Raw genomic sequence first — 22,776 nt, 5'->3', positions numbered from 1 at the left:
ATCACACCTGGTCCACCGGCCGCCATGCGACGGTGACGACGCCCGCCGGGGTGATCAAGGGGATGCTCCCGGCGGGCGCGTCGTGCGTGTACGCGACCGAGGCCAGCACCGCGGCGTCGGGCAACGCCGCACCGGCGGTGAACAGCCGCCGCGCGCCGTCCCGGCCGGTCACCAGACACCGCCGATCATCCAGCGGTACGGCGGCGAGCGCGCAGCCGGGGAAGGAGCGCAGCGTCCGCCCGGCCCAGCCGTCCTCCGGCTGCGGGGCGCGGCCGACGATCACATCGGCCGCCTCCAGCCAGGGGAGGCCGTCCGGGTCGTCCGCCGCGACCAGGTGGCCGGTGGTCAACCCGGGTGGCCGCCGCTCCAGGGCGACGGCGGCCGGATGGCGGCTCACGCGGACGCCGCCCGGCTCGGTGCGTACGGTGACGATCGCGGCGGCGGGGTCCTGGCGCGTGATCCGGTCCGGGGGCGGAAACGGCAGCGGCCGCACCGGGGCCGGCGGCTCCGGCAGGCTCATCGCCGCGTAGCCGGCGGCCCGGATCAGCGCGGCGGCGCGGCCCGGCTCGGACGAGATGAGATCACGGACGCCCGCGTACGACTCCGGGTCGAACCGGGCGATGGTGTCGTCGAGCTGGGCGCGCAGGTCGCCCTCGGGGCGCAGCCGCGGCGCGGTGCGAAGCAACTGGCCGATCACGGACTCGGCGATGACCTCCTCGTCCGCCGAGGCGGCCAGCACCACCGGAATCCCGCAGCCCGCCGCGTAGCAGGTGACCGCGCCGTGATCGCCGATCACCAGGTCGGCGGCGAGCAGCGCGGTGTGCCAGCCCTGCCGGGGGTCGAGCAGGACCAGGCCGGACCGCAGCGGCTCGGCCAGCCAGGCCCGGACCTGCCAGGCGCCGTGCGCGGCCCAGGTCGACGGGTGCAGCGCGGCGACGAGCTGGTACTCGTCGACCGGAAGCGCGGCGGCCAGCCGGGCGATCAGGCCGGGGTCCGAGCCGAACGACGATCTGCTCCACCAGGTGGACGACACGAACACCAGGCGCCTGCCGTCGTCCACGCCGTAGGCGCGCCGGTACGCGTCCCGCAGCCGCCTGCTGATCAGCAGGCGGTCGTAGCAGGGATCGCCGACCACCAGGCCCCGGCCGGCCGCGGCGGGCGTCCACCGGGCGAGCCGTCCCCGCTGCTCGGCGTGCGACAGCGCGAGAACGGACGGAACGACGGTCTCACCGTGCATCAGCCACCGCGGCGACATGCCGAACGGCTCCCGGCTCCCGGCTCCCGGCTCCCGGCTCGTTCAACCCGTTCGGAATGGTGCCGGTTACTGTCCCGGGCGGGGAGTATTTCGAGTAGCCGACGCCGTGCGGGAAGATGAACAGCGGCGCCGCTATCTCGTGGAGATCGCCGCCGTGGCTGGCCGCCAGCGCCAGGTCGAACGGTGTGCTCACCGCCTGCTCCCACGGGATGGCCGGCAGCGCCGACAGGAAATCCTCGACCTCGCGGGTGAACGGCGACGACCCGGGACAGGTGAAGACCATCTGCACGCGGACGTCGCCGGAGAAGACGGGGAGGATGTCGGCCAGCCGGTTCGCCGCGGTCATGTTGTGCACGACGACGAGGATCCGCCGCTCGTACCGCACCGTGTTCCAATGGCCGCTCTGCGCGCCCACCGGGACCCGCCGCCACGATATCGCCGTCATCGACCCTCCCGCCGGGGACGACCAGGCTACCCCCGCGTCATCGGGCGTCGTCACGCCCGATGGTGATCCCGCCGGAGAAGTCACGGCCCATGATCACCGTGCCGGCGGTGCCGCTGACGACGTTCGTCACGTGGCCCGCGGCCGGCCGTGCCTCCTGCTCCAGCCACTGCCGCAGCCACCGGGCGAGGCCGGGGTCGTCCGCGGCCCGCGCGGCGAGCGTCTCGGCGACCGCCGGAACCTGCGCGGGCTCCGGCTCGGCGGGCAGCTCGCCGGCGTCCCGCCGGAAGACCGCCCGGGTGCGGTCGGCCAGCGACTGCCAGGCCTGCCGGCCGGCCTCTCCGGCGGCGCCGCTGACCAGCGGCGCGATCGCGGTGGCGAGGACGGTGGCGGTCAACGGGTCCATCGTTCCACCATAGTGGCCGGTGCCACGGTCGAGTAGGCTCGCGTGGCGGCGCGGGCTCGTGGGGGAGGGATGTGTGGCTGCCGAACACGTGAACGACTTCGGCGGCAGCGCCGACCTGGCGGTCCTGGCCCGCCAGGTCTTCGGCGGCGTCCACTTTCACCAGCGTGCGGCCGCCCCACCACCGGTGCCGCGCATGCTGCCCGCGGGACCGGGCGTGTTCAGCGGCCGGCGCGACGCGGTCCGCTCGCTGGACCGGCACCGTGGCACCGGCGCGCGGCCGGGACGCCCGATCACCGTGGTCGTGACCGGCGAGGGCGGCGTCGGCAAGACCGCGCTCGCGCTGCACTGGGGTCACCAGGTCAGCGCGGACTTCCCGGACGGGCAGCTGTACGCCACGCTCGGCGGCCGCACCGACGTGCCGACGTCCACCACCGAGGTGCTCGGCCAGTTCCTCATCGCGCTCGGCGTGGACGCCGCACGCGTACCGCAGACGCTCGACCAGCGAACGGCGCTGTACCGTACCCTCACCGCCGACCGGCGGGTCCTCGTGCTGCTGGACGACGCGCTCAGCGCGAGCCAGGTGCGGCCGCTCATCCCGGCGTCCACCGGCGCGGTCGTGCTGGTCACCAGCTGGCACTCCCTCGACGGCCTGGGCGGCGACCGGAACGCGTTGCTGGAGCTCGGCCGGATGCCCGAGGACGAGGCGCTGGCCCTGCTCGGGGCGCTGATCGATCAGGCCCGGGTGGCCGCGGAGCGCCCCGACGCGGTCGCGCTGACCAGCCTGTGCGAGTACCTGCCGCTGGCGGTGTCCGCGGCCGGCGCCCGCCTGGCGAGCCGTCCGCGCTGGCCGATCGCCCGCCTGGTGCACGCCGCGCGGCAGCCGCTCGACAGCCTCACCGTGGAGGGGGTCCCGGTGGTGCGCGCGATCTACGACGTGCTGTACCAGCAGCTGACCGCGCCGGTCGCCCGGCTGTACCGGCTGCTAGGCCACCATCCCGGCCCGGACGTGAGCGCCGAGTCGGCCGCCGCGCTCGCCGCGCTCCCGCCCGGCGAGGCCGAAGACCTGCTGCAGACGCTCGCCGAGGTGCACCTGATCGAGGAGCACGGCACCGGCTACCGGATGCACAGCCTGATCCTCGCCCACGCCCGCGAGGTCGCCACCCGGGACGAGCCACCGGGCGCCCTCGCCGACGCCGTGCGCCGGGTGGTCGAACACCGCCTGGACGACACCGTTCGCGCCGACGCCACCGTGTCGAACCGCTTCCGGGCCGGCCCGCGCTACGCCGGCCTCACCGCCTCGCCGGACGCCGCCGAACGTGCCGCCGCCATGGAACACCTCAGCGCCCAGGCCGCGAACCTGGCCGTGACGGTGACGGTCGCGTACGACCACGGCTGGCACGATCTGGTCTGGCAGCTCTGCGAGGCGCTGTGGAACCTGTATTTCCGCGGACGCGACTACCAGGCCTGGATCCGCACCCACGAGCTCGGCGTCCGCGCCGCGACCGAGTCCGGCGACCCGGTCGCGCAGTTGCGGATGCATCACCAGCTCGGCTGCGCGTACCTGGAGTCCGGCCGCGCCGAACCCGCTATCGCCGCGTTGACCCGCTCGCTCGGCATCGCCCGATCGCAGGGACACGGCCGCGGCACCGCCAGCGCCCTGGAGTGGCTCGGCCTCGCCGAACTGCACCGCGAGTCCTACGCGGCCGCGCTCGCCCACTTCGACGAGGCCGTACCGCTGACCGACCGCGACGGCTCCCCGCGTGGCCGCCTGCTGATCCGCATGCACCGGGCCCGCGCGCTGGCCGGCCTGTCCCGCTTCGACGAGGCGATCGCCGGCCTGGAGCCGCTGCCGGCGCGGCTGGCCGCGCTGCCGGACCGCTACAGCCAGGGCCGATGCCTGACCATCCTCGGCCAGACGCTGCTCGCCGCCGGCCGCACCACCGAGGCCGAGCCGCCGCTCCGGCAGGCCCGAGACCTCCTCGATGCCGACGGCGCCACCCTGCAGACCGCGCTCGTCGACCTACGGCTCGCCACGCTCGCCCACACGCAACGGCGGCCCACCGAGGCCGCCGCGGCGCTGCACGCCGCCCTGCCGATCCTCCGCATGCTCAACCACCCCGAACTCCCCACCGCCGAACGCCTGCTCACCGCGCTGGACCCCCCGACCGACGCGTGACTCGCGCATCCCTATGCCAGCTCGGGCGGGATCGGTCCCTCGAGGTCGTAGACGGGAATCCGCTGTTCGTCGTCGGGAGACCACACCGAGAGAATCCATTCTCCGTAAGCGAGATCGCTGTATATCTCGAAGGTGAAGCCGGCCGTGGTCCTCAGGCACAGAGTTCCCCGCGCGCACGCCCACCACACCCGACCGCCCGCCACACGAAGCCTCGGACAGTCCGGCCGAACGGGGCGATCCAACCACCAGCCACCTCGTGAGTGGTTCGGGGATCGGCGCTGAACCACTCGCGACGCCGAGTCACGTCGTCCGCGGCATCCCGTACCGAGTCGCAGAGTAGCGCCTTCCCATGTGGCCCGGGTGCCGACGATGTGCCTGCCAGCGTACAAAGATGGCGGCATCGGCATCTTGGCAGAGGCGTCACCCAATGTCCAAATGAGTCGCCCGAAGACGGATTCTGCCACTAAAGACATTCGATGTGCTGGACATTATTGATTGCCTGGCCCGTCACGCTGAATCAGGCGTGACCCACTCTCCCGCATCGTCGAATTCATCGCAGCCGTCATGCTCAAATCGGACCCTACCGTCAAAGGGTGATTGGGCGTTAGCGCAAACTCCATAGTCCGATCCCAATTCGCCGGCAAGCGGGAACCAAAACTTACATAACCCACACTGCTCGTCGTACCATTCATCGCGATAGTCGGCACTGGCAGTATCTCGGTTGCGACCGGCGACCCACCGTTTGTGGATCTCATTCAGGGCGTCGGGGCTGCTAGCTGCGTGTCCGCGAAGCAAGTTTCACTCACCTCCCAGGATTCGAGCGATGCCGTCTGCCGTAGTGACTCGCCGTTCAATGTTGACCGCCAATTCTCCGAATCCACCGTCCAACTGACGACCTCGGTCGCGAGCAATCACGCGGGCGCCGAGCTGCTCGGCAAGCTGATTTAGTTGCGGATCCTTACGGCTGTGATGGGTCTCGCGTCAGGGGGTGGGTGAGAGAGGCCGGATCAGCGGTATGAGGATTTCGTCGACGATGGCGGTGGTCTCGGTGTCCGGGACGGGGCCGGCGTCCATGTGGGAGGCCAGCACCAAGCGTGGGCCGAGCGCCGCGATCCGGGGGGTGACCGCGCCGGGACGGGCCTCGCCGCGGTCCACCGCGGTCCGGAGCACGCCGAGGATCATTTCCTGGCGGGGGCGGAAGACCAGGTCCCGGATGCGCTCGTACAGATGGGGGTGGCGGGCGCGCTGGGCCATCAGCGGGCGCAGTGCGCGGCCGTGCGGCTCGTCGAGTGCGTGGGCGAAGCCGCGCAGCAGGGTGAGCAGGTCGGTGCGGAGGCTGCCGGTGCGCGGGTCGGGGGTGTCCGGGAAGCCGCAGAGCGGGTCGGTCAGGGCGGCGAGGACGAGGTCGGCGGGGGAGGCCCAGCGGCGGTAGATGCCGCCCTTGCCGGTGCCGGCGCGCGCGGCGACCCGGTCGAAGCTGAGCTTGTCGAAGCTGGTCTCGGCGAGTTCGGCCAGCGTGGCCAGGTAGATCGCGCGGGTCAGCTCGTCGCCGCGGCGCCGGGTGGCGCGGGCCGGCGTGGTGGTCATGAGGTCCTGTATAGCGCCCGGCGGGCGGATGGCCTACATTAAGGAACAAATTCGTCTCTTAACGGGGAGCGCGCATGAGCGACAGGACCGCCCTCACCAACATCCGGGTCTTCGACGGCGAGCGCCTCACCGAGCCGCGCACCGTGGTCGTCGACGGCGGGCTGATCGGCGACGACCCGACCGGCGCCGCGCCCTACGACGGTGGCGGCGCGGTGCTGCTGCCGGGCCTGATCGACGCCCACGTGCACCTGCACGGGCGGGAGACGCTGGACCGGCTCGCGGCCCACGGCGTGACCACGGGGCTCGACATGGCGAGCTGGCCGGCCGGTCTGGCCGCGTCGCTGCGCGGCGTGCCCGGCACGGCGGACCTCCGCAGCGCGGGCCTGCCGGTGATCGGTCCGGCCGGGCCGCACTCGCACCTGGGAATGCCCGCGGAGGCGGTCCTGACGGACCCGGATCATGCCGAGCGGTACGTGGAGACGCGGCTCGCGGACGGCGCCGACTACATCAAGATCGTGCTGGAGGCGCCGGGTGAGGGCGGGCCCGACCCCGCCGCGGCCACGGCGGTGGTGTCCGCCGCGCACGCCCGTGGCCGGATCGTGGTGGCGCACGCCGCCTCGGCCGGCGCGTACGCGCTGGCCCTCGACATCGGCGCGGACGTCGTGACGCACGTGCCGCTCGGCCCGCCGCTGGACGGCGCGACGGCGGCCCGGGTGGCGGCGGACGGGCGCGTCGCGGTGCCGACGCTGACCATAATGGAGGAGCTCGCCCGCGCGCTGGGCCGGGCCGAGGCGTACGCGGGCGCGGCCCGCGGCGTCGGCGAGCTGCACCGGGCCGGCGTGCCGATCCTGGCCGGCACCGACGCGAACGCCGCACCCGGCAGCCCGTCACCGGTGCCGCACGGCGAGAGCATGCACCGCGAGCTGGAGCTACTCGTCGACGCCGGCCTCACGCCCGCCGAGGCGCTGCGCGCGGCCACGGTGCTGCCGGCCCGCCACTTCGGGCTCGCCGACCGCGGCGCCGTGCGCCCGGGCCTGCGCGCGGACCTGCTGCTGATCGACGGCGACCCGCTGGCCGACATCCGCGCCACCCGCGGGGTCGTCCGCGTCTGGTGCGGCGGCGTGCCGTTCGGCGGCTGACGGCCGTCACGGGCGCGGGGGGTTCTCCGCGACGACGACCCGGACCGTCGCGTACCGGCGGCGCAGCTCCTTGAGCGGCTGGTACTCCGGCGAGTGCCAGAAGCGCTCCGCGGCCTCCCGGTCCGGGAACTCGTACATGACCACGGTGGACGGCGTCCAGTCGCCCTCCAGGACCACGGGCTGCCGGTCGGAGACCAGCGGGCGGCCCCCGGCGCGCCGGATCATCGGGAGTACGGCCTCGGCGTACTCGCGGAATCCGGCCGAATCGGTGACATCGAGATCGATGATGACGTAGGCGGTCACTGCGCGGTCCTCCACGGGCGACGGGACTGATGCGTTCCCACCACTATGGACGATCGGGCGGTCAGCCCAGCGCGGCGGTGGCGACGCGCAGGTCGGCGAGGGCGGCCAGCGTGTAGCGGGACAGGTCGTCGTGAGCGGCGCGGTCGCCCTCGGACCACTCGGCGAAGCCGCGCTTGAAGGCGAGCGTGCCCAGCTCGCCCGCGAGCGCCGCGACCGGGTCGGGCACGCCGCGCGCGACCAGGGCGGCCGTCACCGCGGCCGCCAGCCCGACCGTCTTGAGCGCGGTGTGCTCCTGCAGCTCGGCGTTCGCGGCGACGGCGGCCCGCAGGCGCGGCGCCAGCTCGCGGTTGAGCGGGCCCATCGAGGCGGAGACGCGCTCCAGGCCGGCGGCGACGGCGTCGAGCGGGCCGGCGCCGGCCGGGGCCTCGGCGATCCCGGCGGCGAACGCGCGGCTCAGCGTCTCCTGGCCGGCCGCGAGCACGCTGCGCTTGTCCGGGAAGTGCCGGAAGAACGTGCTCTTGGTGACCCCGGCCCGCTCCGCGATCTGGACCACCGTCGTGGCGTCGTAGCCCTGCTCGTTGAACAGGTCGACGGCCGCGAGGACGAGGCGCTCGCGCGCGCCGGGCTCCCACCGTGCCATGCGGTCCATCATAGTGACGGGACTTTGGTCCCATCACTCTGCTACGGTGACGGGACAAGAGTCCCATCACTTGGGGAGAAGTCATGCACGTCTTCGTCACCGGCGGCACCGGCGCGATCGGGTCCGCGGTCGTCGCCGAGCTGCTCGGCAACGGCCACACCGTCCTCGCCCTCGCCCGCTCCGACGCGTCCGCCCGGGCCGCCGAGCGGGCCGGCGCCGAGCCGCTGCGCGGCGGCCTCGCCGACCTCGACGTCCTGCGCGCCGGCGCCGCGCGGGCCGAGGGCGTCATCCACCTGGCGTTCCACCACGACTTCAGCACCGCGGAGGCGCTGGCCGGCGCGGTCGCGGAGGAGAGCGCCGCGATCGCCGCCCTCGGTGAGGTCCTGATCGGCAGTGACCGGCCGTTCGTGACCGTGGCCGGCACGCCGGTCATGGCCGGCCGCGTGTCCACCGAGGACGACCCCGCGTCCACGGACGGGCCGGTCGGTGGCCGGGGTGTCGCGGTCACCGGCGCGCTGGCGCTGGCCGCGCGCGGGGTCCGCGCCTCCTCCGTCCGGCTGCCGCGCAGCGTGCACCACGGTGGGCCCGGCGGCTTCGCGGCCATGCTGGCCGCCGTCGCGCGGGAGAGTGGCGTGTCCGGCTACCCGGGCGACGGCGAGCAGCGCTGGCCCGCGGTGCACGTGCTCGACGCGGCCGTGCTCTTCCGGCTGGCGCTGGAGCGGTCACCGGCCGGCCGCGCCTGGCACGCCGTGGCCGACGAGGGGGACCGGGTGCGCGACCTCGCCACGGTCATCGGCCGCCGCCTGGGCCTGCCGGTCCGGCCGGTGCCCGCGGAGACGTACGGCCCGATCGGCGCGATCATGGCGATCGACCAGCCGTCGTCCGGCGTGCGTACCCGCGAGGAATTGGACTGGGTGCCGAAGCGGCCGAGCCTCCTCGACGACCTGGAGCGGATGGAGAGGTAGAACGTTCGGTCTTGACCGGGCGGTCCGCGCTCGATAGCGTTCCAGGTGGATAGAACGTTCGTTACACCTGAGCGAGGAGAGCCCCGTGCCCACCAAGATCACGCTGGTCATCGACAACCCCGCGGACCCGGACGAGTTCGAGAAGGCCTACGCGGAGGTGCGGGCCGCCGCGGCCACGCTCCCGCGGCTGCTGCGACTGGAGTCGGCCAAGGTGTGGCCGAAGGAGGACGGCACGCCCACGCCCGCGTACCGGACGCTGGACCTGTACTTCGACAGCTACGAGGACGCGTCCGCCGCGGTGGCCACCCCGGCGGCGGCCGAGGTCTTCGGCGGGCTGGCCGGCACGCGGGTGCCGTTCAAGGGGCTGTTCTCGGACATCGAGCGCTAGCGGATCGCCCGATCGGCGCCACGGGCCACCCGGCCCGTGGCGCCGATGCCGTTTCAGGTGGTCCGGCGGCCGGTGTGGATGCGGACCAGGCCCTCGACGCCGTGCAGGAACGTCTCGGCCACCAGCTTCGGGTCGAACAGGCAGCCGGCCGCCATGGCCCCGTCGCGGAGCATCACGTAGTGGCGCGCGGCCGGGTCCGCCGGCTCGTCCGTGGCGCGCGCGAGCAGCGCCGTGATGGTCTCCAGGAACCACTGCCGATGGGTGATGATCTCCCGGTGTACGGGGTGGTCGGCGGCGGGATACTCCGCGGCGGCGTTCAGGAAGGCGCACCCGCGGAAGCCGGGCGTCCGGATGCTCTCCGCGATCGCGTCCGCGATGCCGAGCAGTGCGTCGCCCGGTGACGCGTTGCCGGCGACGGCCGCGTCGAACCGGTCGCGCTCCAACTGGTGCACCGCGCGCAGGTACGCCAGCACCAGATCTTCCTTGCTCGGGAAGTGCCGGTAGAAGGTGGCCCGGGTCACCTTGGCCTCGGCCGTGATCCGGTCGACGCCGACCGCGTGGATGCCCTCGGCGTAGAAGATCCGGGTCGCCGTGGTGAGCAGCCGCAGCCGTGCCTCCGAGGGCCGGGTCGCGAGGTCGCCGTGCGTCATGTGCCGACTGTAGCGGACAGAACGTTCGTTCCGCACGGAGTTAGGTAGGTAGAACGTTCGGTCTTGACAGTGCGGCGGCGACGGTCCATGCTTCGGCGTGACAGAACGTTCGTTCTTGTTGGTGCCGGTCGAGCCGGTCGTTGGAAAGGATCCACTGTGACCACCACTGCATCACCCGGCGTCGCTGGGACCGCGTCGACCCTGCGGCGGTTGTACTTCGTCCGCTTCGCCTTCGCCATCGTCTGGGCGCTCGCGATGTTCACCACCGCGGCGAACCTCGGCCCGCTCGCGATCGCGCTGCTCGTGCTCTACCCGCTGTTCGACGTGGCCGCGGCCGTGGTCGACCTGCGGGCGTCGCGTACCACCGGGCGGCCGGTCCTGCTCTACGCGAACATCGCGATCAGCCTGCTCACCGCGGTCGGCGTGGCGATCGCCACCACCTCCGGCATCCCGGCCGTGCTGCGCGTCTGGGGCGCGTGGGCCGTCGTCGCCGGGCTGCTCCAGCTCATCGTGGGCGTCACCCGGCGCCGGATGGGCGGCCAGTGGCCGATGATCATCAGCGGCGCCATCTCCGTGCTCGCCGGTACGTCGTTCATCGCGTCGGCCGCCCAGGACGGGATCACGCTGACCAACGCGATCGGGTACGCCATCCCGGGCGGCGTCTTCTTCCTCATCTCGGCCCTGCGGCTGGGCCGCGCCGCCCGGGAGGCGTGACATGGACACCACCTACGACGTCGTCGTCATCGGCGCCGGGCCGGTCGGGGAGAACGTCGCCGACCGCGTCGTCAAGGGCGGCCTGACGGCCGCGATCGTGGAGCGCGAGCTGGTCGGCGGCGAGTGCTCGTACTGGGCCTGCATGCCCACCAAGGCGCTGCTGCGGAGCGCGTCCGCGCTGCGGGCGGCCCGTCGGCTGCCCGGCGCGCGGGAGGCGGCGACCGGGGATCTGGACGTGGCCGCGGTGCTCGGCCGGCGCGACGAGTTCGCCGCGCACTGGAAGGACGACGGCCAGGTCGCCTGGCTGGAGTCGGCCGGGATCGCGCTGCACCGCGGCCACGGCCGGATCGCCTCCGCCAAGGTCGTCGAGGTGACCGGCGACGACGGCGTCATCAGCACGCTGACCGCCCGGCACGCCGTGGTCGTCGCCACCGGCAGCGGCGCGCTGGTGCCGGACATCGACGGGCTGCGCGCGTCCGCGCCGTGGACCAGCCGGGAGGCGGCCGCCGCGAGCGCGGTGCCGGGCCGGCTCGCCGTGATCGGTGCCGGCGTGGTCGGGTCGGAGATGGCCACCGCGTTCGCGGCGCTCGGCAGCGCGGTGACGCTGCTGGCCCGGGGCGGCGTGCTGCCGGCGGCCGAGCCGTTCGCCGGAGAGCTGGTCGCCGAGGCGCTGCGGGAGGCCGGCGCGTCGGTGCGGACGGGCGCCGAGGCGACCGCGGTGCGCCGCGACGCGGACGGCACCGTACGCATCACGCTGGCCGGTGGCGAGGAGATCGAGGCCGACGAGGTCCTGGTCGCGGTCGGGCGCACGCCGAACACGTGGGACGTCGGCCTGGACCGGATCGGGCTGCGGCCCGGCTCCTGGCTGACGGTCGACGAGACGATGCGGGTGGTCGACGGCGGCGGCTGGCTGTACGCGGCCGGCGACGTGAACCGGCGCGTGCTCCTCACCCACCAGGGCAAGTACCAGGCCCGCGCGACCGGCGACGTGATCGTGGCGCGCGCGAAGGGCGAGCCCGTGGAGGACGGCCGCTGGGGCCGGCACGCCGCCACCGCGGACGTGAGCGCGGTGCCGCAGGTGGTGTTCACCGAGCCGGAGGTCGCGTCGGTGGGCCTGACCGCCGCCGCGGCGGACGAGGCCGGGCTGCGGACCCGGGTCGTGGACTACGACCTGGGCGCGGTCGCCGGCGCCTCGCTGCACGCGGACGGCTATCGGGGCCGCGCCCGGATGGTGGTGGACGAGGACCGGCACGTGATCGTCGGGTGCACGCTGGCCGGGCCGGACGTCGCGGAGCTGATTCACGCCGCGACGATCGCGGTGGCCGGTGAGGTGCCGCTGGACCGGCTCTGGCACGCGGTGCCGGCGTACCCCACGGTCAGCGAGATCTGGCTGCGGCTGCTGGAGACCTACGGCCGCTGACCGCGCGGACGGCCCGTCCCGCCACCTCCGTGGCCGGGCGGGCCGGTCGATGCCTAGATCCGGCGGTAGGCACCGACTGCCGACGCGGGGAAGCGGCCCCGGCGGTCACCGTGGTGCGGTGTACGGGATTCTGATTTTCGTCGACCTGACCTTGGCGGTGGTGGCGCTCGCGGTCGCGCCGGTCTACGGGTTCCGGCCGGGCCGGACCTGGGCCCGCGTGGTCGCCGCCGTGGTGGCGTCGCGGCTGGCGGTCGCCGTGGCGCTGATGACCGGCAGCGTGCTGCTGGCGGACTCGCGGCTGACCGTGCAGGTGCCGCTGGCGGTGCTGCCGGTCGCCTGGGCGCTGTGGCGGCCGGGCCGGACCGCGGCGCACGTGGCCACGGCCGGCGTGCTGCTGTCCGTCTGGTGGCTGCTGGTGCCGTTCGGCCCGCGGGACGTGACCGCGGTGCTGGCCGGTTCGGTCGCGGTGCTGGTGCTGGTCGCCGCGCTGTCCGTGCCGCTCACCCGCCGGCGGGCGGCCGGGTCGCGGCCGGCCGCGCTGCCGTGGCTGGCCACGGTCGCGCTGCTGGTGCCCGCCGTGACGCTGGTGGTGGCGGAGCGGGCGAACGCGGCCGCGGAGGGTGCGCACCGGCACGCGGGCGGGCAGCAGAGCGTCGACCGGCTCACCGGGCCGCGCGACCGGGCGGCGGACGTGCGGTTCACGCTCACGGCCGCGCGCGGCGCGATCACGCTGGCCTCCGGCCGTACCGTCGAGGGGATCACGGTGAACGGGGCCGCGCCGGGACCGCAGCTGCGTGCGCGAAAGGGCCAGCTGGTCGAGGTGACGCTGGTCAACACGGACGTCGCCGAGGGAGTCACGCTGCACTGGCACGGCGTGGACGTGCCGAACGCGGAGGACGGCGTGCCCGGCGTGACGCAGGACGCGGTGCCGCCGGGGCAGCGGCACGTCTACCGGTTCGTGCCGACCCGGGCCGGCACCTACTGGTACCACACGCACCGGGACGGCTCGCGGAACGTGGCGAAGGGACTGTTCGGCGCGCTGATCATCGACGAGGCCGCGCCGGTCGCGGCGCTGGAGCGGACGCTGTTCACGCACGTGTGGCCGGGCACGGAGGGGGCGGCGCTGGACGTGGCGGACCGGCCGGCGCGGCAGGACGCGGCGCCCGGCACGACCGTGCTGCTGCGCCTGGTCAACAGCTCCGAGGACCGGCAGACGATCCGGGTCGGCGGCGTGCCGTTCCGGGTCGCGGCGCTGGACGGCAACGCGATCCAGGGCGCCACCGAGCTGCGCGCGGGCACCGGGCTGCCGCTGGCCGCGGGCGGACGGTACGACGTGGCGTTCACCATGCCGGCCGAGGCGGTGATCGTCGCGGTGGACGGCAGCCCGGACGCCACGCTCACGCTGGCCTTGCCGGGGGCGCGTGACCCGGTCGCGCCGGCCGGCGGCGCGCTGTTCGACCCGCTGGCGTACGGCTCCGGCGCGGACCGGCCGGACGGCGCGTACCAGCGGACGTTCGACCTCCGGCTGGACGACGGCTTCGGGTTCAGCCAGGGCCGGTTCTCCTACGTGAGCAGCCTGATCAACGGGCGGCTGTACCCGGCCGTACCGACGCTGGACGTGTCGCTCGGCGACCGGGTGCGGGTGCGCATCGCCAGCCGCAGCGTGGCCGATCATCCGTTCCACCTGCACGGGCATCGGATCCGGGTGCTGTCCCGCAACGGCGTGCCGGTCTCCGGGAGTCCATGGTGGACCGACACGCTCAACGTCGGCACCGGCGAGGCGTACGAGGTGGAGTTCGTCGCGGACAACCCGGGCATCTGGATGGACCACTGCCACAACTTCTCGCACGGCGCCAACGGCATGATCATGCACCTCGCGTACGCCGGCGTCAGTTCGCCCTACTCGTCGGACCACTCGCCGGAATGATGCTGCCCCGCACGGTCGGCACCGTGCTCGAGACCGGGCCGGCGCGCACTGGCTCCTGGCCTTTCGCGACGATGTGTCGTAATCTTTGCGACAGGTTGTCGTTAAACCAGGAGAGGACGCCGTGCGATGAACGCGCTCACCGACCGCGCCGAGCTCATCGAGTTGCTGAGCCGATACGCCGACATAGCTGACCTGCGGGACTTCACCGACCTGCCCGGCCGGGTCTTCACCGATCCGATCGCGCTCGACTTCGAGTCCGTGGCCGGGGTGCCGCCGATGACGGTGCCGCTCTCCGACTACCTCGAGATCCTCCGTGGCGCGTTCGGCGTGTTCACCGCGACGCACCACGCCATCACCGGCCACGTCGTCGAGATCGACGGCGACCGCGCGACGATCCACGCGCACGTGCGCGCCGAGCACTGGGTGCCCGGCGAGGTGGCCGGTGACGGTCCGGACCGCTGGCTGGTGGTCGGCTTCTACGACGACGAGGCGGTCCGCACGCCGGACGGCTGGCGCCTCAGCCGGGTGCGGCTCACCGCGGCCCACCAGGAGAACGCGCACCTGGCGGCGGCGGCCGTTCCGGCGCCATGAGAAAGCGGTTCCGGGGGTACGCCGTACCCCCGGAACCGCTCGTGATCCGGTTCTCAGAACCCGGCGCTGACCTTGGTGAAGGCCCAGTCGGACTGGTCGATGCCGCTGCAGTGGGAGACGACGCCGCCGCCGGCGCAGCCGCGGTCGCGGTTGACCGCCCAGAACGTGAAGCGGGCGAGGTTGTTGGCCTTCGCGTAGTCGCGGATGCGGGTCCAGGTCTCGACCGTGGTCAGCTCCTGCTGGTCGGACAGGCCGTTCATGCCGGAGATGCCCATCCGTGAGTACGCCTGCGCGTCGGTCCAGCCGAACGTGGTCTTGAGCTGCTTCTTCAGGCCCTCGGAGGCGCCCACGGTGCTGGCGTACATGTCCGCGCCGCCGTTGAAGTCGAACGGCATCTGCGTGAAGATGTCGATGTTCGCGTCGAGCGCCCGGGCCTGGTTGATCAGGCGGATGCCGTGCACGTTGGGGCCGGTCGGCGTGGTGCCGAAGGTGAGGATCGTCTTCACCGACGGGTTGTTCCGCTTGATGATCTTCAGTGCGCCCAGGATGCGGTCCTGGACCGTGTAGTTCTCGAACTCGTCCGTGTTCTCGATGTCGATGTCGATCGCCTTGAGGCCGAACGCGTCGATCACCTTCTGGTACGCGCCGGCCAGCGCCTCCGGCGTGGCGCAGTTCGGGCCGAGCTTGTTGCCGCTCCAGCCGCCGATCGACGGTACGACGTCGCCACCGGCCGCCCGGATCGCCGCGATCGTGCTGGCGTGCACGCCGCCGGTCAGCCCGCTCTCCCCGTCCCACACCGGATTGCAGCCGTTGGCCAGCACGAACGCGATGGTGAACGCCTTGATCCCGGTCGCGTTCATCACGGTCGCCGGCGCCGGCGGGTTGCCCCAGCCGGGGTAGATGTACGGCGCGGACGCCATCTTGGTGCCGGTGGTGGGCGGCGGCGTGACCGGCGGGGTGGTCGGCGGGGTGGTGCCGCCGCACGCGCCGTTGTCGGCCCAGACGCCCCACTGGCCGCTGGCGGTCGGGACCTCGTTCTGCGTCCACCACTTCGCGGTGTAGTTGCGGGACGCGTACGAGACGGTGTTGTCCTTGACGTAGACGGCGGACGCGCTCCAGGCCGGGGCGCAGGCGACGGCGGCGGAGGCGCCGGGGGCGAGCGCCAGCGAGGCGCCCATCCCGGTTCCGGTGAGGGCCACGACCAGCGCGGCCGCGAACTTCCGGTTGAGCTTCATGGCGATCTTCTCCAGTGGGGGAGCCGGAGGTATTGGGGTTCGCCAATTATTAAGACTCTTAACAGATCGAAGCCAGAGGTCGCCGCCCTAAAGGTTCCCTAAGGTTCGCCGGCCCGGGGTTGGACGCTGGCCCCCCGCGCCGGCCCGCCCCTACCGTGGGCCCAGACCTGAGCGGGGGTGCGCATGGATCGCGAACTCGGCACCGGCCGGCGCGTGGTGGTGCTGGGCGGCACCGGCTCGATCGGCCGGCACGTCTGCGCGCGGCTGCGCCGGGACGGGTGGACCGTGCTGGCCGTGGCGCGGCACGCGACCGCGGTGCCGGACGCCGGCCGGTTCCTGCGGATGGACGTCGCCGCCGCGGACGTGCCACGGCTGACCGCGCTGCTGTGCGACGAGCGGATCGGCGCGGTGGTCAACGCCACGGACGGCGCCAACACCTCGGACGGCTGGGACCACCCGGCGGAGCACCTGATCGAGACGAACGTGCGCGCGGTGCGCCGGCTGGTCGACGCGATCGCCGCGGTGCCCTGGCGCCCGCGGCTGGTCCACCTCGGCACCATCCACGAGTACGGCCCGGTGCCGCCCGGCGTATCCGTGCACGAGGACGCCGCGCCGCGCCCGGCCGGCGACTACGCCCGCAGCAAGCTCGGCGGCTCCACCGCGGTGCTGGACGCGGCCCGGTCCGGCCGGATCGACGGCGTCGTGCTCCGGCTGACGAACGTGACCGGGCCGCATCCCTCCCCGGCCGGCCTGCCGGGCAAGCTGCTGGCGCGGGCCCGCGCCGCGGCCGGCGGCGAGCGCGTCGGCATGGGCGTGGCCGACGCGCGCCGCGACTTCGTGGACGTGCGGGACGTGGCCGCGGCGGTGAGCCGTGCGCTCGCCTCCACCGCCACCGGTCAGGCGTTCAACATCGGCAGCGGCGCCGCGGTGCCGATCGCGGACGTGATCCGCGCGCTGACCGAGGCGGCCGGGCTGCCCGAGGGCGCGCTCTACGACGACGGCAGCGCGGTGCGCAGCGTGGGCGGCGACTGGATCCAGGCGGACGTCCGGCGCGCCGCGGACGTGCTGGGCTGGACCCCGGAGCACGGCCTGGCGGAGTCGCTGCGCGCCATGTGGCGGGAACGCTGACGCACATATCGTGGGCATATCAAAAACCTCATACGTGCTGGCAACACCGTGCTCCCTTGACTGTCCGCCATGGGTTACAGCGAACCAGCACCAACGGCGGCCTCCCGCACCGGATCGCTGACGTCGTCGTCCGCCTCCGTCGCCGAGACGACGGGGATCACCATGTACGGATGCGGCCAGGACGAGGCCGTCTTGTTCCGTGAGCTGGCACCGCGCTTCGGCGTGCGGCCGACGATCACGGAGGCGGCGGTCTCCGAGGCCAACGTCGATCTGGCTGCCGGGAACCGGTGCATCAGCGTCGGGCACAAGACCCGGATCACCAACGACACGCTGCTGGCGCTGAGCCGGGCCGGTGTGGAGTACATCTCGACGCGCAGCATCGGGTACAACCACCTGGACGTGGCGTACGCGAAGAGCGTCGGCATCTCCGTCGGCAACGTCGCGTACTCGCCGGACAGCGTGGCCGACTTCACGCTCATGATGATGCTGATGGCCGTCCGCCACGCGAAGGCCATGGTTCGCCGCACCGACGCCCATGACTACCGGCTGAGCGACACGCGCGGGCGGGAGCTGCGCGACCTGACCGTCGGCGTGGTCGGCACCGGCCGGATCGGCTCGGCCGTGATCGACCGGTTGGCCGGCTTCCGCTGCCGCGTGCTGGCCTGCGACAGCCGGCGGGACGTCTCCGTCGCCCCCTACGTGCCGCTGGACGAATTGCTGCGGGAGAGCGACATCGTCACGCTGCACACGCCGCTCACCGCGGACACGCACCATCTCATCAACGCGCAGCGGATCGCGGGGATGAAGGACGGCGCGTTCATCATCAATACCGGGCGTGGCCCGCTGATCGACACCGAGGCGCTGCTCGCGGCGCTGGAGAGCGGGCGGCTCGGCGGCGCGGCGCTGGACGTCATCGAGGGCGAAGAGGGTATATTTTACACCGATCGGCGGAACAACCCGATCGAGAGCAAGGCGTTGCTGCGGCTGCAGGAAATGCCGAATGTGCTGATCAGCCCGCACACGGCCTATTACACCGATCACGCGCTCAGCGACACCGTCGAGAACAGCCTGATCAATTGTGTGAGCTTCGCCAGCGGCGAGCAGCGTGGCTAGGCTGCGCGCCGGAATCGTGCCGATGACCCTGCCGGGAGACGACCGATGAATGACGACTTCGCCTTCGTGGACGAACTCGTACCGGGAATTCGCTGGGACGCCAAGTACGCCACCTGGGACAACTTCACCGGCAAGCCGGTGGACGGGTACGAGGTGAATCGGATCGTCGGCACCAAGGCGCTGTGTGCCGCGCTGGCCCGCGCGCAGGAGAAGGCCGAGTCGCGCGGATTCGGCCTGCTGCTCTGGGACGGGTACCGGCCGCAGCGCGCGGTGGACTGCTTCCTGCGCTGGTCGGAGCAGCCGGAGGACGGCCGGCGCAAGCCGCGCCACTATCCGAACATCGACCGTCCGCAGATGTTCGAGCAGGGGTACGTGGCCGCGAAGTCCGGCCACAGCCGCGGCAGCACGGTCGACCTGACCATCTACGACCTCGCCACGAACGAGGTGGTCTGGATGGGCGGCGACTACGACCTGATGGACCCGGTCTCGCACCACGGCGCGGAGGGGATCACGCCGGACGAGACGAAGAACCGGGAACACCTCTGCTCCATCATGGAGGAGAGCGGATTCGTCCGGTACGACTGCGAGTGGTGGCACTACACGCTGCGGGACGAGCCCTACCCCGACACGTACTTCGACTTCCCCATCGCGAATCAGCGCTGAGGCGGGACGCGGCGGCGGGGGAGAGATCCCCCGCTAGCCGCGGTCGGCGGCCTCCTGGCCGATGTCGATCCGATAGCCGACGCCCGGTATCGTCGCGATGATCCGCGGCTCGCCGAGCCGCTTGCGCAGCGCGGAGACGGTGATCCGGACCGCGTTGGTGAACGGGTCGGCGTTGCCGTCCCAGGCGCGCTCCAGCAGCTCCTCCGCGCTGATCACGCCGCCCTCGCTGGCGACCAGCACCTCCAGCACGGCGAACTGCTTGCGGGTGAGCGCCACGTACCGCCCGTCCCGGTAGACCTCGCGGCGGAACGAGTCGAGCCGCAGGCCCGCTATCTCCCGCACCGGCGGCCGGCTGTGCGCGCGCCGGCGGTTGAGCGCCCGCAGCCGGAGTACCAGCTCGCGCAGCTCGAACGGCTTGGTGACGTAGTCGTCGGCGCCCAGCTCGAACCCGGTGGCCTTGTCGTCGATCCGGTCCGCCGCGGTGAGCATCAGGATGGGGATGCCGCTGCGCGAGGCGACGATCCGCTCGGCGATCTCGTCACCGGACGGGCCCGGGCCGGGGATGCCCCGGTCGAGGACCGCGATGTCGTAGGCGTTGACGCTGAGTAGTTCCAGCGCGGTGTCGCCGTCGCCGGCGATGTCGGCCGCGATCGCCTCCAGACGCAGCCCATCGCGGATCGCCTCCGCCAGGTAGGGTTCGTCCTCGACGACCAGCACACGCATGAGCCCAATGGTACGAGTCAGCGCAAATCGTCGACCTTCGACGCCGTCCGTGGGGTGGGGCTTTCCCCGGTGCGTTTCCGTGCGCTCCGGTGCACTGACACTCACGCAGCGTAATGTTGTCGACACGTATGCGGTTTTCGATAGGCCGACGATATGAGCCGACTCGTAGCATCGGAGCGTGCGTGTGTTGATCGTCGAGGACGAGCCCTATCTCGCGGAAGCGATCCGCGATGGGCTGCGCCTGGAAGCGATCGCGGCCGACATCGCCGGCGACGGCGACACCGCGCTCGAACTGCTCAGCATCAACGCCTACGACATCGCCGTCCTGGACCGCGACATCCCCGGGCCGTCCGGCGACGAGATCGCCAAGCGAATCGTCTCCTCCGGCAGCGGCATTCCCATTCTCATGCTCACCGCCGCCGATCGGATCGACGACAAGGCGACCGGATTCGAGCTGGGCGCGGACGACTACGTCACCAAGCCGTTTGAATTCCGCGAACTCGTGATCAGATTGCGGGCGCTCAACCGCCGGCGCGCCTACAACCGGCCGCCGGTGCGGGAGATAGCGGGCCTGCGGCTCGACCCGTTCCGCCGCGAGGTGCACCGGGACGGGCGGTACGTCCCGCTCACCCGCAAGCAGTTCGCCGTGCTGGAGGTGCTGGTCGCCGCGGAGGGGGGCGTGGTCAGCGCGAAGGAGTTGCTGGAGCGCGCCTGGGACGAGAACGCCGACCCGTTCACCAACGCGGTGCGGATCACCGTCTCCGCGCTGCGCAAGCGGCTCGGCGAACCATGGCTCATCGCCACCGTGGCCGGCGTAGGGTACCGCATCAGTGCCCAGCCGGAGGCCGCGCGTGGCGGAGGAGATCTTGGATAGAGCCCGCGGGGCGAGCGTCCGCCTCAAGCTGACCCTCAGCTACGCCGGGTTCCTGCTGCTGGCCGGGGGCCTGCTGCTGACCGCCGTGTGGGTGTTCCTGCTGCGCCACGTGCCCGGCCCGCCGCCCGGAGCGCTGCGCACGTTCGCGCCGCGAGCCGCCGGGGTGCTGCTGTTCCTGCTGGTCTTCGGGCTGGTGGGCGGCTGGATCGTGGCCGGCCGGATGCTCGCGCCGCTGACCCGGATCACGGACGCGGCGCGCACGGCCGCGGACGGCTCGCTCTCGCACCGCCTCCGGCTGCCCGGTCGCGGCGACGAGTTCCGCGAGCTGGCCGACGCCTTCGACCTGATGCTCGACCGCCTGGAGGCGCTGGTCGCGGAGCACCGGCGATTCGCCGCCAACGCCTCGCACGAGCTGCGCACACCGCTGGCGATCATGCAGACGCTGCTCGACGTGGCGCGCAAGGATCCGAACAGCGCCACCGGCGAGGTGGTCGACCGGCTCTACGCGGTCAACGCGCGGGCGATCGCGCTCACCGAGGCGCTGCTGCTGTTCAGCCGCGCGGAGCAGCGGTCCTTCGCCCGGGAGCGGGTGGACCTGTCGCTGGTCGCGGAGCAGGCCGCGGAGACGCTGCTGCCGCTGGCGGAGAAGTACGGCGCGACCATCGAGACCGCGGGCGACATCGCGCACACCGTCGGCTCGCCCACGCTGCTGCTCCAGCTCACCACGAACCTGGTGCAGAACGCGGTCGTGCACAACCTGCCGGAGCACGGCTACGTCTGGGTGACGACGAGCGACGGGCCGGAAAGCGTGACGCTGACGGTCGAGAACACCGGCAAGGAACTCACGCCCGCGCTCACCGCCACCCTGACCGAGCCGTTCCAGCGCGGCACCGAGCAGCGCATCCGCGCGGACCACGCCGGCGTCGGGCTGGGCCTGGCGATCGTCAACGCGATCGTGCACGCGCACGACGGCACGCTCGCGCTCAGCCCGCGGGCGGACGGCGGCCTGTGCGTCACCGTGCGGCTGCCCGCGGCGCCGCCGGACCGGTGAGGATCTCGATCCGCGCGCTGGAGCATCGCCCCAGCGCGCGACGACGAGATGCCTAGCCCTCGGCCCGTCCGGCCAGCGCCAGCGACACCAGCCGGTCGATGACCTCGCCCAGCGGCAGGCCCGCGGCGGCCATCATCCGCGGGTAGCGGCTGTACGACGTCAGGCCGGGCAGCGTGTTGACCTCGTTGAGCACGACGGAGCCGTCCTCCTTGAGGAACATGTCGACCCGGGCGAGCCCGCGGCAGCCCAGCGCGCGGTAGATCGCCTTCGCGGTCTGCTGGACGAGCGCGCGCGACTCCTCCGGGATGTCGGCCGGGACGATCGGCGTCGAGTTCTCCGACCGGACCTCCGGCTGGTCCTCCTGGTGAATCCGGAAGAAGCCGTGGGACAGCGCGATGTGGTCCACCTCGCCGGTGAACAGCTCCTCGTCGTTGCCCATGACGGCGCAGCCGATCTCGCTGGCGACGACCGCCTCCTCGATCAGCACCTTGGAGTCGTACTGCCGGGCGGTCTTGAGCGCGTCGCCCAGCTCCTCCTGGCGGGTGACCTTGCTGACGCCGAACGACGAACCCGAGCGGGCGGGCTTGACGAAGACCGGGTACGTCAGCTGGCCCGGGTCCACGTCCTGGTCCGAGTTGACGATCCAGAAGTTCGGCGTGGCGATGCCCGCGCTGCGCACCACCAGGTACGCCAGGGACTTGTCCATGCACAGCGCGGAGCTCTGGATGTCACAGCCCACGTACGGGATGCCGGACAGCTCCATCAGACCCTGCATCGCGCCGTCCTCGCCCTGCTTGCCGTGCAGCACCGGCAGCACGACGTCGAGCGGGAGCGTCTCGAACCGGCCGTCCTCGAGGATCAGCAGACCGCCGGTGGCGCGGTCCGGGGACAGCACGGCCGGGCGGGTGGTGCCGCTCTCCCACTCCGGGCTCGGGCCGTCGCAGAGCTTCCACGCGCCGTCCTTGGTGATCCCGATGTAGTACGGCTCGTACTTCTCGAGATCGAGGTTCTTGGCGACTTCTTGCGCGGACTTGATGGAGATGGGATGTTCCTCGGAGCGGCCCCCGAACAGAATTCCGACTTTCAGTCTACTCATGCTGCTCGCCTTCGAATCTCGGACATTGAGCGTGTAGGTCTAGAGGCCGATCGACACAGCCTCGTCCCGCCCGCATCCATGGATTATGGGTGCCGCCGTGGGGGCGCTGGAGGTGGGGGCCGTCATTCGCACGGGCTCGCCACGGAACACGCCGCCGGGCCGGCCGTGAAGCATGCGGCCCATTCAAGGCAGCGCGGTGTTGCGAGAAGGTATCCCGTTTTCGATACGCCGACGATATGTCTCCGCCGCGTTCCCGACGGCGCTGGTCACCGCCGCCGGCGCACGCGGTA

Annotated in this window: 25 protein-coding genes; 14 read left to right on the top strand and 11 right to left on the bottom strand. The window is 72.6% G+C overall.

Annotated elements, in window-relative coordinates:
- Position 1: 1 nt before the first annotated feature.
- Genes J2S41_RS18920 through J2S41_RS18910 form a run of 3 tightly spaced genes read right to left on the bottom strand, consistent with a single transcriptional unit; the run spans position 2 to position 2,103 of the window.
- Entirely contained in the window at positions 2–1,237 is a 1,236-nt protein-coding gene (locus J2S41_RS18920) for a hypothetical protein (RefSeq protein ID WP_310369212.1), read from the bottom strand.
- Entirely contained in the window at positions 1,227–1,700 is a 474-nt protein-coding gene (locus J2S41_RS18915; protein ID WP_310369211.1) for a hypothetical protein, read from the bottom strand. Before J2S41_RS18915 ends, J2S41_RS18920 begins: the two co-directional genes overlap by 11 nt.
- A gap of 37 nt (positions 1,701–1,737) precedes the next feature.
- The gene (locus J2S41_RS18910) at positions 1,738–2,103 is read right to left on the bottom strand and encodes a hypothetical protein (protein ID WP_310369210.1); all 366 of its coding nucleotides are present in this window, start codon (positions 2,101–2,103) and stop codon (positions 1,738–1,740) included.
- Positions 2,104–2,176: 73 nt separating this feature from the next.
- Here J2S41_RS18910 and J2S41_RS18905 point away from each other — a divergent pair, with 73 nt between their 5' ends.
- Positions 2,177–4,279, top strand: coding sequence for an NB-ARC domain-containing protein (locus tag J2S41_RS18905; RefSeq protein WP_310369209.1), 2,103 nt, complete (start codon positions 2,177–2,179; stop codon positions 4,277–4,279).
- Positions 4,280–4,786: 507 nt separating this feature from the next.
- Here the strand turns inward: J2S41_RS18905 and J2S41_RS18900 are convergent.
- Positions 4,787–5,074 (bottom strand): DUF3027 domain-containing protein, encoded by a 288-nt coding sequence (locus tag J2S41_RS18900; protein WP_310369208.1) that lies wholly within the window; start codon positions 5,072–5,074, stop codon positions 4,787–4,789.
- Between J2S41_RS18900 and J2S41_RS18895 the strand changes: the two genes are divergently transcribed.
- Positions 5,024–5,227: a hypothetical protein gene (locus tag J2S41_RS18895; RefSeq protein WP_310376875.1), complete on the top strand. Its 204-nt coding sequence runs from the start codon at positions 5,024–5,026 to the stop codon at positions 5,225–5,227. The two genes, J2S41_RS18900 and J2S41_RS18895, sit on opposite strands and share 51 nt — an antisense overlap.
- A gap of 33 nt (positions 5,228–5,260) precedes the next feature.
- Here J2S41_RS18895 and J2S41_RS18890 read toward each other — a convergent pair whose 3' ends face one another.
- Positions 5,261–5,866, bottom strand: coding sequence for a TetR/AcrR family transcriptional regulator (locus J2S41_RS18890; RefSeq protein ID WP_310369207.1), 606 nt, complete (start codon positions 5,864–5,866; stop codon positions 5,261–5,263).
- A gap of 74 nt (positions 5,867–5,940) precedes the next feature.
- Between J2S41_RS18890 and J2S41_RS18885 the strand changes: the two genes are divergently transcribed.
- Positions 5,941–7,005, top strand: a complete 1,065-nt coding sequence (locus tag J2S41_RS18885) for an amidohydrolase family protein (protein WP_310369206.1) — start codon at positions 5,941–5,943, stop codon at positions 7,003–7,005.
- Positions 7,006–7,011: 6 nt separating this feature from the next.
- Here the strand turns inward: J2S41_RS18885 and J2S41_RS18880 are convergent, their stop codons facing one another.
- Positions 7,012–7,308 (bottom strand): DUF1330 domain-containing protein, encoded by a 297-nt coding sequence (locus J2S41_RS18880; protein ID WP_310369205.1) that lies wholly within the window; start codon positions 7,306–7,308, stop codon positions 7,012–7,014.
- Between the two features lie 61 nt (positions 7,309–7,369).
- A complete protein-coding gene (locus J2S41_RS18875; protein WP_310369204.1) occupies positions 7,370–7,948 on the bottom strand; it encodes a TetR/AcrR family transcriptional regulator in 579 nt (192 codons plus the stop codon).
- A gap of 83 nt (positions 7,949–8,031) precedes the next feature.
- Between J2S41_RS18875 and J2S41_RS18870 the strand changes: the two genes are divergently transcribed.
- Together J2S41_RS18870 and J2S41_RS18865 are read left to right on the top strand one after the other, a co-directional pair.
- Entirely contained in the window at positions 8,032–8,913 is an 882-nt protein-coding gene (locus J2S41_RS18870; RefSeq protein WP_310369203.1) for an SDR family oxidoreductase, read from the top strand.
- Between the two features lie 85 nt (positions 8,914–8,998).
- Positions 8,999–9,301: a hypothetical protein gene (locus J2S41_RS18865; protein ID WP_310369202.1), complete on the top strand. Its 303-nt coding sequence runs from the start codon at positions 8,999–9,001 to the stop codon at positions 9,299–9,301.
- A gap of 53 nt (positions 9,302–9,354) precedes the next feature.
- On the opposite strand, the gene J2S41_RS18860 is transcribed toward J2S41_RS18865, so the two are convergent.
- Positions 9,355–9,951: a TetR/AcrR family transcriptional regulator gene (locus J2S41_RS18860; RefSeq protein ID WP_310369201.1), complete on the bottom strand. Its 597-nt coding sequence runs from the start codon at positions 9,949–9,951 to the stop codon at positions 9,355–9,357.
- A 156-nt stretch (positions 9,952–10,107) separates the two neighbouring features.
- Here J2S41_RS18860 and J2S41_RS18855 point away from each other — a divergent pair, with 156 nt between their 5' ends.
- The 4 genes from J2S41_RS18855 (at position 10,108) to J2S41_RS18840 (ending at position 14,603) form a co-directional block, all read left to right on the top strand.
- Complete coding sequence (locus J2S41_RS18855; protein WP_310369200.1) at positions 10,108–10,665, top strand: hypothetical protein; 558 nt, start codon at positions 10,108–10,110, stop codon at positions 10,663–10,665.
- A gap of 1 nt (position 10,666) precedes the next feature.
- Positions 10,667–12,085 (top strand): dihydrolipoyl dehydrogenase family protein, encoded by a 1,419-nt coding sequence (locus J2S41_RS18850; protein ID WP_310369199.1) that lies wholly within the window; start codon positions 10,667–10,669, stop codon positions 12,083–12,085.
- A gap of 118 nt (positions 12,086–12,203) precedes the next feature.
- Positions 12,204–14,012 carry a multicopper oxidase family protein gene (locus tag J2S41_RS18845; protein ID WP_310369198.1) on the top strand — a complete coding sequence of 603 codons (1,809 nt, stop codon included), beginning with the start codon at positions 12,204–12,206 and terminating at the stop codon, positions 14,010–14,012.
- Positions 14,013–14,138: 126 nt separating this feature from the next.
- Positions 14,139–14,603 carry a nuclear transport factor 2 family protein gene (locus tag J2S41_RS18840; RefSeq protein ID WP_310369197.1) on the top strand — a complete coding sequence of 155 codons (465 nt, stop codon included), beginning with the start codon at positions 14,139–14,141 and terminating at the stop codon, positions 14,601–14,603.
- A gap of 53 nt (positions 14,604–14,656) precedes the next feature.
- Here J2S41_RS18840 and J2S41_RS18835 read toward each other — a convergent pair whose 3' ends face one another.
- Entirely contained in the window at positions 14,657–15,838 is a 1,182-nt protein-coding gene (locus tag J2S41_RS18835) for a carbohydrate-binding protein (protein ID WP_310369196.1), read from the bottom strand.
- A 183-nt stretch (positions 15,839–16,021) separates the two neighbouring features.
- Between J2S41_RS18835 and J2S41_RS18830 the strand changes: the two genes are divergently transcribed.
- The 3 genes from J2S41_RS18830 to vanX all read left to right on the top strand — a co-directional run bounded on the left by J2S41_RS18830 (position 16,022) and on the right by vanX (position 18,742).
- Positions 16,022–16,966, top strand: coding sequence for an NAD-dependent epimerase/dehydratase family protein (locus J2S41_RS18830; protein ID WP_310369195.1), 945 nt, complete (start codon positions 16,022–16,024; stop codon positions 16,964–16,966).
- Between the two features lie 162 nt (positions 16,967–17,128).
- A complete protein-coding gene (locus J2S41_RS18825; RefSeq protein WP_310376417.1) occupies positions 17,129–18,079 on the top strand; it encodes a D-isomer specific 2-hydroxyacid dehydrogenase family protein in 951 nt (316 codons plus the stop codon).
- Positions 18,080–18,124: 45 nt separating this feature from the next.
- Positions 18,125–18,742: a D-Ala-D-Ala dipeptidase VanX gene (vanX, locus tag J2S41_RS18820; RefSeq protein ID WP_310369194.1), complete on the top strand. Its 618-nt coding sequence runs from the start codon at positions 18,125–18,127 to the stop codon at positions 18,740–18,742.
- Positions 18,743–18,775: 33 nt separating this feature from the next.
- Here the strand turns inward: vanX and J2S41_RS18815 are convergent, their stop codons facing one another.
- Positions 18,776–19,465: a response regulator transcription factor gene (locus J2S41_RS18815; protein WP_310369193.1), complete on the bottom strand. Its 690-nt coding sequence runs from the start codon at positions 19,463–19,465 to the stop codon at positions 18,776–18,778.
- Between the two features lie 178 nt (positions 19,466–19,643).
- Between J2S41_RS18815 and J2S41_RS18810 the strand changes: the two genes are divergently transcribed.
- Positions 19,644–20,339 (top strand): response regulator transcription factor, encoded by a 696-nt coding sequence (locus J2S41_RS18810; RefSeq protein WP_310369192.1) that lies wholly within the window; start codon positions 19,644–19,646, stop codon positions 20,337–20,339.
- On the top strand, positions 20,332–21,390 hold the full coding sequence (locus tag J2S41_RS18805; RefSeq protein ID WP_310369191.1) for a sensor histidine kinase: 1,059 nt from the start codon (positions 20,332–20,334) through the stop codon (positions 21,388–21,390). The genes J2S41_RS18810 and J2S41_RS18805 overlap by 8 nt, the downstream gene beginning before the upstream one ends.
- 52 nt (positions 21,391–21,442) lie before the next feature.
- Here the strand turns inward: J2S41_RS18805 and vanA are convergent, their stop codons facing one another.
- A complete protein-coding gene (gene vanA / locus J2S41_RS18800) occupies positions 21,443–22,486 on the bottom strand; it encodes a D-alanine--(R)-lactate ligase (protein WP_310369190.1) in 1,044 nt (347 codons plus the stop codon).
- Positions 22,487–22,776 lie beyond the last annotated feature (290 nt).

Source organism: Catenuloplanes atrovinosus (genome assembly GCF_031458235.1).
GTDB classification, from domain to species: Bacteria; Actinomycetota; Actinomycetes; order Mycobacteriales; family Micromonosporaceae; genus Catenuloplanes; species Catenuloplanes atrovinosus.
This window is presented reverse-complemented; position numbering and strand designations above follow the sequence as displayed.

Excerpts from the sequence above, each read along its gene's own strand:
- J2S41_RS18920 (WP_310369212.1), bottom strand. The coding sequence starts at position 1,237 with ATGCACGGTGAGACCGTCGTTCCGTCCGTTCTCGCGCTGTCGCACGCC.
- J2S41_RS18915 (WP_310369211.1), bottom strand. The coding sequence starts at position 1,700 with ATGACGGCGATATCGTGGCGGCGGGTCCCGGTGGGCGCGCAGAGCGGC.
- J2S41_RS18910 (WP_310369210.1), bottom strand. The coding sequence starts at position 2,103 with ATGGACCCGTTGACCGCCACCGTCCTCGCCACCGCGATCGCGCCGCTG.
- J2S41_RS18890 (WP_310369207.1), bottom strand. The coding sequence starts at position 5,866 with ATGACCACCACGCCGGCCCGCGCCACCCGGCGCCGCGGCGACGAGCTG.
- J2S41_RS18885 (WP_310369206.1), top strand. The coding sequence starts at position 5,941 with ATGAGCGACAGGACCGCCCTCACCAACATCCGGGTCTTCGACGGCGAG.
- J2S41_RS18875 (WP_310369204.1), bottom strand. The coding sequence starts at position 7,948 with ATGGCACGGTGGGAGCCCGGCGCGCGCGAGCGCCTCGTCCTCGCGGCC.
- J2S41_RS18870 (WP_310369203.1), top strand. The coding sequence starts at position 8,032 with ATGCACGTCTTCGTCACCGGCGGCACCGGCGCGATCGGGTCCGCGGTC.
- J2S41_RS18860 (WP_310369201.1), bottom strand. The coding sequence starts at position 9,951 with ATGACGCACGGCGACCTCGCGACCCGGCCCTCGGAGGCACGGCTGCGG.
- J2S41_RS18850 (WP_310369199.1), top strand. The coding sequence starts at position 10,667 with ATGGACACCACCTACGACGTCGTCGTCATCGGCGCCGGGCCGGTCGGG.
- J2S41_RS18840 (WP_310369197.1), top strand. The coding sequence starts at position 14,139 with ATGAACGCGCTCACCGACCGCGCCGAGCTCATCGAGTTGCTGAGCCGA.
- J2S41_RS18835 (WP_310369196.1), bottom strand. The coding sequence starts at position 15,838 with ATGAAGCTCAACCGGAAGTTCGCGGCCGCGCTGGTCGTGGCCCTCACC.
- J2S41_RS18830 (WP_310369195.1), top strand. The coding sequence starts at position 16,022 with ATGGATCGCGAACTCGGCACCGGCCGGCGCGTGGTGGTGCTGGGCGGC.
- J2S41_RS18825 (WP_310376417.1), top strand. The coding sequence starts at position 17,129 with ATGTACGGATGCGGCCAGGACGAGGCCGTCTTGTTCCGTGAGCTGGCA.
- vanX (WP_310369194.1), top strand. The coding sequence starts at position 18,125 with ATGAATGACGACTTCGCCTTCGTGGACGAACTCGTACCGGGAATTCGC.
- J2S41_RS18815 (WP_310369193.1), bottom strand. The coding sequence starts at position 19,465 with ATGCGTGTGCTGGTCGTCGAGGACGAACCCTACCTGGCGGAGGCGATC.
- vanA (WP_310369190.1), bottom strand. The coding sequence starts at position 22,486 with ATGAGTAGACTGAAAGTCGGAATTCTGTTCGGGGGCCGCTCCGAGGAA.